6 protein-coding genes are annotated in these 6,727 nt (G+C 70.5%); all 6 read left to right on the top strand.

The genetic code is table 11. The features are described 5' to 3' along the window. Positions 1-257: 257 nt before the first annotated feature. The 6 genes from P0D62_RS10945 to P0D62_RS10920 all read left to right on the top strand — a co-directional run bounded on the left by P0D62_RS10945 (position 258) and on the right by P0D62_RS10920 (position 6,699). Entirely contained in the window at positions 258-530 is a 273-nt protein-coding gene (locus tag P0D62_RS10945) for a DUF6112 family protein (protein WP_275702583.1), read from the top strand. Between the two features lie 78 nt (positions 531-608). Then, positions 609-878, top strand: coding sequence for a DUF6112 family protein (locus tag P0D62_RS10940; RefSeq protein WP_062764860.1), 270 nt, complete (start codon positions 609-611; stop codon positions 876-878). A gap of 40 nt (positions 879-918) precedes the next feature. Next, positions 919-2,424: a type IV secretion system protein gene (locus P0D62_RS10935; RefSeq protein WP_144317195.1), complete on the top strand. Its 1,506-nt coding sequence runs from the start codon at positions 919-921 to the stop codon at positions 2,422-2,424. Between the two features lie 6 nt (positions 2,425-2,430). Next, positions 2,431-3,897, top strand: coding sequence for an SCO6880 family protein (locus P0D62_RS10930; protein ID WP_144317196.1), 1,467 nt, complete (start codon positions 2,431-2,433; stop codon positions 3,895-3,897). Between the two features lie 52 nt (positions 3,898-3,949). After that, a complete protein-coding gene (locus P0D62_RS10925; protein WP_211346237.1) occupies positions 3,950-5,143 on the top strand; it encodes a hypothetical protein in 1,194 nt (397 codons plus the stop codon). Then, positions 5,140-6,699, top strand: a complete 1,560-nt coding sequence (locus P0D62_RS10920) for an ATP-binding protein (RefSeq protein ID WP_259804122.1) — start codon at positions 5,140-5,142, stop codon at positions 6,697-6,699. The genes P0D62_RS10925 and P0D62_RS10920 overlap by 4 nt, the downstream gene beginning before the upstream one ends. Positions 6,700-6,727 lie beyond the last annotated feature (28 nt).

Here is a 6,727-nt window from a genome sequence, read left to right as displayed (position 1 = left end):
CCAGCGATGAGGCCAAGGACCAGGCGCTGGGTCACGGCCAAGTAGATAGACCGCGAAATCGGGGGCAGGCACATCGCCGCGCGGCCGGCGCACGCCGACGCCGCGGATGCGTCGCCCGTCGGGCAACGCCACCACACCCTGCTCGTCAGTCCATGCCTCCACACTTCAACGCTAGCCCGACGACGGCGGTCCCGCCCTGCGCACCTCCCCAGCATGGATTTCGAACGCTTCGAATACTTGCGATCCCCGGTTGGACGATGACCATGGATGTGTTCCCCGACTTCGGCGGCGTCGGCGGCGCCGCCGACCTCCGCGCCATCGTTGGCGCGCTGCTCATGTTCGTGCTCGTCACCGCCGTGCTCATGCTCATCGTCTGCGCCATCATCTGGGCGATCGCGTCATCCAGCGGCAACTATCAGGCGGCGACCAAGGCTCGCACGGGTCTGTTCGTCGCGGTCGGCGCCGCCGCTCTCGCCGGGGCCGGCGTCGCGTGGCTCAACTTCCTGCTGGACGTCGGCACCCAACTCTGACTACCTCCGCCGCCGCTGGGATCGCGGGGTGCACCTGACGGACGAGAACCCCTTCTCGTCAATAGTCAGGAGCACCCCGTGATCGACATCGACCCCAACTCATCCGGTCTTCCCGGCATCGAGCAACTGCGCATCATCGTCGGCGCCGTCATGACCGTCGGCCTCATCCTCTCCGTCCTCGCGCTCATCGTCAGCGCGATCGTGTGGGGCTTCGGCGCCAACTCCTCCAACCCGCACCTCGCGAGCAGGGGCAAGGTCGGCGTTCTCGTGAGCTGCGGGGCGGCGATCATCTGCGGTGCCGCGGTGACGCTGATCAACTTCTTCTGGGGCGTCGGGCAGGCCGTGTGATGACCACCCGACATGACTCCCGGCCGCGGGGGTGGCTGCGGTGAGCGTCTGCGATGTCCCAGTCATCTCCTCCGTCTGCGACGCCGTGGGCGAAGGCACCGCCTCCCTGATCGCCGCCCCGTTCGACTGGCTCGCCCAAGCGATGGCCGGTGCCGCCGCGTGGCTGTTCGAGGCGGTCTGGTGGGTCTTCGACACCACGACCCTCGTGGACGTCACCAGCGCCGAGTACATCGGCGTCTACAACGTCCTGTTCGGCGTCGCTGTCTTCATCATGCTCGTGTTCTTCTGCTTGCAGCTCATCACCGGGCTCATCCACCGCGACCCGACCGCCCTCAACCGTGCCGCCCTCGGTCTCGCCAAGAGCGTGCTCGGATCGTTCCTGGTCATCACGCTGACCGCGTTGCTGCTGGAAGTGACCGACCAGCTCGCGGTCGGGATCGTCCAGGCCACCGGCAACACGATGGAAGGGATGGGGACCCAGATCGGGCTCCTCGCCGCAGGCCTGGCCACCATCAACATCACCGCTCCCGGTGTCGGCGCGATCCTGACGATCTTCCTCGCCGGACTCGCTATCAGCGCGGCGGCGATCGTGTGGTTCTCGCTGCTCATCCGCAAAGCCCTGCTGCTGGTCGCCATCGTGTTCGGGCCGGTCGCCCTGGCCGGGGCGACATGGGATGCGACCAAGGGATGGTTCGCCAAATGGGCGACCTTCGTCATCGCCCTCATCTTCTCCAAGCTCGTCCTCGTCGTGATCTTCCTCGTCGCCATCGGCCAGGTCTCCGCCCCCATCGAGGCGGACCTGGCATCCATCTCCGACCCGATCGCCGGCGTCGCGCTGATGTTCATCGCGGCGTTCGCCCCGTACATCACGTACAAGTTCCTGTCCTTCGTCGGGTTCGACATGTACCACGCGATGTCGTCGGAGCAGGAGGCGAAGTCGGCGCTGAACCGGCCTGTCCCAGTGCCGTCTGCGCCGAAGGCTGACACGGCCAAGAAGGTACTCGACGGCAGCACCGACTCCGGCAGCGCACCCTCGAACGGTGGCGGAGGAGGCGGTAGTCCAACACCGCCGCCTACCTCCTCGTCGGCGGCGCCCACCAGTGCGGGAGCCGGCACAGCGGGCACAGGAGCCGCCGCTTCCTCGACAGGGGCAGGAGCGGGAGCTGGCACCGCCGCTGGTGCCGGGGCCGGGACAGCGGGCGCTGCGGGTGCTGGTGCAGCCGCCGGCCCTGTGGGTGCTGCGGTCGTCGTCGGCGGTGCGGTGGTCAAGGGCGCGGCGACCGCCGGCCCGAAGGCCGGCAATGCGGTCGGTGGAGCGGCCGACAGTCAGGCAGGCGCGGCCACGGAGCAGGCATCCCCGCCGCTGGTTCCACCATCGCAAGGCACCCCGCCGCAGCGTCCCGCACCGTCGACGCCGCCCCCGGCCGCTCCGTCCTCGGCGCCGCCGTCCGGGCCGTCCACCGGCTCGGCGGAGTCCTCGCCCGCGCCTCGGCGCCGGTCGGACCCGCCACCTCCGCCGTCGTCCAAGCCGACCGGGAAGGGGTGACCTGCGATGTCTACGAACACGCACGCGAACAGTGACTACCCGTTGGCGGCGGTGCAGTTCTCCCGGCTCACCAAGCGCGGGATCATGCTGGGCCTGTCGCTGCCGCAACTCATCGTCCTCGGCATCGCCGTGCTCACAGTCGTCTTCTCGCTCTACCTCGGCGGCGGCCTGGCCTTCGCCTGGACCGCCCCGGTATGGGCCACCGCAGCACTGCTCGCGGTGATCCCCGCGGGTGGGCGGAAGGTGATCGAGTGGGTGCCCATCGTGGCCCGCTGGATCGCCCGCACGTATCTGGGGCAGCTCATTTATCGGCGCCGCGTCATCAAGCCGAGACCTGCCGGGACGCTCGCGCTTCCGGGTGATGCGGCACCGTTGCGGGAATGGGAGGACCCCGAGACCGGGGCGGCGATGATCCAAGACCCGCACGCGCAGACGCTGACTGCGATCCTCGGCGTCTCGCATCCGGCGTTCGTGCTCCTCGATCCCGGTGAGCAGCAGCGCAGGGTCTCCGGGTGGGGGCGCGTCCTCGCCGCGGCCTGCCGTTCGGGGCGCATCGCCCGCATCCAGGTGTCGGAGCGGACGCTGCCGGACTCGGGAACGGGGTTGGCGGAGTGGTGGCGCACGCACGGCACCGACGACGGGTCCTGGGCCGCGACCACCTACGCCGAGCTGATCGAGCGCGCCGGCCCCGCCGGGGAACGCCACGCCACGACGATCAGCCTGGCGCTGGACATGAAGGCCGCGAGCCGGCAGATCAGGACTTCCGGTGGCGGGATGCGCGGTGCCGCCGCGGTGCTCCGGCAGGAGATGACCACGCTGACGACGGCGCTGCGCGCAGCGGAGCTCACCTCGACGGGGTGGCTCACGCCCGGCGAGGTCGCCGTCATCCTGCGTTCGGCGTACGACCCGGCCGCCGCTCCCGCGCTAGAACGGCATGGCGACCTCGGGCGGGATCTGGCGACGGCGGGCCCGGTAGCGGTGACCGAGACGTGGGATCGGTTGCGGTCGGACAGTGCGTTCCATGCGGTGTTGTGGATCAGTGAGTGGCCCCGCTCGCAGGTCTACCCAGGGTTCCTTGCCCCGCTCGTGCTGTCCAACGGCATCCTCCGCACCCTCGCCCTGCACTACACGCCGGTGCGCGCCGATCAGGCCGCGCGGGACCTGCGGAAGAAGAAGACCGAACTCATCAGCGACCAGGCGCAGCGGCGCAAGATCGGGCAGATCGAAGACGCCGCCACCAGCGCCGAACTGGACGACGTCCTCCAGCAAGAGGCGGACCTGACCGCCGGGCACGGCGTCCTGCGCGTCTCCGGCCTCGTGTCCGTCTCCGCGCCGACCGTCGATGAGCTCGACGCCGCGGTCGCCGCGGTCGAGCAGGCCGCGATCCAAGCCTCCTGCGAGACCCGCCGCCTCGTCGGCCAGCAAGCCCAGGCCTTCACCGCCGCTGCGCTGCCGCTGTGCCGGCCGGTCTGACCCGGCGCACCTGCCCACCAACCATCCGACGCTTCTGTGAGGAACAACGCTCATGCCTACCTTCGATAACCCCGTCGCGGACGCCACGGAGGCGTCCGCCGCGTTGCGGGGCCTGGCCCACGCAACCCGCCAGTTCACCGACCCGGCCGACACCTACCCAGTGATCGGTGACCTGCTGTCCGGAGTCCGGTCGCTGCGGCAGGTACTGGATCAGCTCGCCGCCGCCCATATCGCTCCCCGTGCCCGCGCGCACGACGACGCCGGGAACCAGGCCACCGGCGCGACCTCGGCCCTCGCGGCCGCGGACGAGCTGCACCAGGCCGGCACACTCCTGGACTCCGTGGCCTGGCGGCTCGACGCCGCCTCCCAGCACTCCGGGCGTATCGCCTGGCACCCCGCACCCGACCCCGCAGACGCGGGGGCGGGGCGTACGAGCGTGCAGGCCGGGACGCTCACGCTGACGGTGTGGCCGGACGAGCCGCTGGGCCAGCACCAGCGCTACGCCTACCTCATCGAGCACCGGGACAGCGGGCAGAGCATCCAAGGGCGGGATCTGTTTACCGGGGCCGGCGCGCCTGTCTCACCGGAGCGGGCGCTGCGTGACCTCGCCGCCTACCTGACCGCAGCAGGCGATGCGCACCAACACGCCACCGACAACGGCACGGCGTATGAGGGGCCGTTCGATGAGTGGACCGCCGACGTCGCCCGGCAGAACTCCGACGCCCTGACCGAGCTGGCCGACCGCGGCCCGCAGGGCCCTGCGCCCACCGTTGGGGAGGCGGCGGGCGTGCGGTGGATCAGCGTCGTGTTCCTCCAAGGCTCCGAGGCCTACGAGGTGCTGGACCTCATCGACCGGGAGGGCACGGACGCGGCGATCGAGCACCTGGCCGGGTTCGACTACGGCGAGGAGACCGTACAGACAGCGCTCGAGAACGGCTACGTCTACGACGAGCCCCCGACCGGTGCCCTCGACAAGGTAGCGACCCGAGACGTCTACACCCTCACCTACAACCCGTTCCTCGGCCACGTCTCGCTACTGCGCGAGCACGGCGCCCTGCCCGACCCGGCACTCCTCGGCATCGACACCCCGATTCCCGCGCCCGCGTCGACCGCGGCGTCGGCGCGCGTCGCACACCAGCCTGCACGCGCGAACACCCAGGCGGCGAACCGCGAGCGCGGCGCGGGCGACTGGTTCACTCGACGCCCCGGTGCCGCCACGGCGCAGGGCCGGGGGCTCGCGCTGTGACCGCGCAGGACGAGGGCCGCCTGCACACGGCCGTGCTCGTCGGCCCCGAAGGCGAACGACGCCGGGCCCGTAAGGACCGCCGGCAGGCTGCGACCCGAATCGAGACCACCGCCCGCAAGGCACGGAAGGCCGAGGCGAAGGCCCTGTGGGAGGCGGAGCAGGCCGAGCGGCGCGCGACGACCTACCTGCCCGCCGCTGGCGAGCCGGGGCCTGCGGCGTTGCGCACGCCGGGCCGGTTCCGTCTCCCCAAGCACCAGGACACGAGTGCGACGTTGGCTGGGCAGTACCCGTTCCTGGCCGAAGGCGGCCTCGGATCGGAGGGGATCTTCGTCGGGCAGGACCTCTACTCCGGCGGGTCGTTCGTCTACGACCCGTGGGTGCTCTACCGGCGCGGGATCATCACCGCCCCCAACGTCGTCCTGGCCGGCATCGTCGGCTCCGGCAAGTCGAGCCTGGCAAAGTCGCTCTACACGCGCTCGCTCCCGTTCGGACGACGCGTCTACGTCCCCGGCGACCCGAAGGGCGAGCACACCGCCGTCGCCGAAGCCGTCGGTGGACGCGCAATCATCCTCGGCCACGGCCTCTCCAACCGCCTCAACCCTCTCGATGAGGGCCATAGGCCATCCGCGGTGTCCGACAGCGAGTGGGCGATGCAGGTCGCCTCCCGCCGCCGCGACCTTATCGGCGCCCTCGCAGAGACCGTGCTGGACCGGGCGCTGACGCCGTTGGAGCACACCGCGATCGACCTCGCCCTCCAAGACGCGGTACGGAGCGCGGAGGTTCCGATCCTGCCGATGGTCGTCGACCGCATCCTTACCCCAACCTCGGCCGACGACGCGGATGGACGGCTCGCGGAAGACGGTCGGCTCGTCGGCCACGCCCTGCGCCGACTCGTCGCGGGCGACCTCCAAGGACTGTTCGACGGCCCGTCCACGGTCAGGTTCGACCCGTCCCTGCCAATGGTGTCCCTCGACCTGTCCCGGGTCGCGGAGAACAGCACCTTGATCTCGGTGCTGATGACGTGCTCGTCGGCGTGGATGGAGTCGGCCCTGTCCGACCCGGCAGGCGGGCAACGCTGGGTGATCTACGACGAAGCCTGGCGCCTGATGGCCTACCCGTCCCTCCTGCGGCGTATGGACGCCCAGTGGCGGCTCGCCCGGCACTTCGGAATCGCGAACATGCTGATCTTCCACAAGCTCTCCGACCTCGACAACGTCGGCGACCAGGGCTCCGCCATGCGCGCCCTCGCATCGTCGCTGCTGGCGAACGCGGAGACCAGGATCGTCTACCGGCAGGAAGCCGACCAGCTCGGCTCCACCGCAACAGCGCTCGGCCTCACGGGCACTGAGCAGAAGCTGCTTCCCGGCCTGGGGACCGGGCAGGGGCTGTGGCGCATCAAGGACCGCTCCTTCGTCGTGCAGCACCAACTCCACCCCGCCGAGTTCGCCGCCTTCGACACCACGAGCCGCATGATCGCAGAAACCGGGAAGTTCACCGTTGAGAATGACGAACCGTCGGCCTCGCTGACGGTTCCCGCCGCGGGCGGTGCGGCGTGATGGCCCGGCCCCGCTATAAGCGCACGAT

It is taken from the genome of Tessaracoccus caeni, assembly GCF_029211185.1.
GTDB classification, from domain to species: domain Bacteria; phylum Actinomycetota; class Actinomycetes; order Propionibacteriales; family Propionibacteriaceae; genus Arachnia; species Arachnia caeni.
The sequence above is the reverse complement of the archived record's forward strand: the minus strand, read 5'-3'. Positions and strand labels throughout refer to the sequence as shown.

Coding starts and splice junctions, on each gene's coding strand:
- P0D62_RS10945 (WP_275702583.1), top strand. CDS start 258: ATGACCATGGATGTGTTCCCCGACTTCGGCGGCGTCGGCGGCGCCGCC.
- P0D62_RS10930 (WP_144317196.1), top strand. CDS start 2,431: ATGTCTACGAACACGCACGCGAACAGTGACTACCCGTTGGCGGCGGTG.
- P0D62_RS10925 (WP_211346237.1), top strand. CDS start 3,950: ATGCCTACCTTCGATAACCCCGTCGCGGACGCCACGGAGGCGTCCGCC.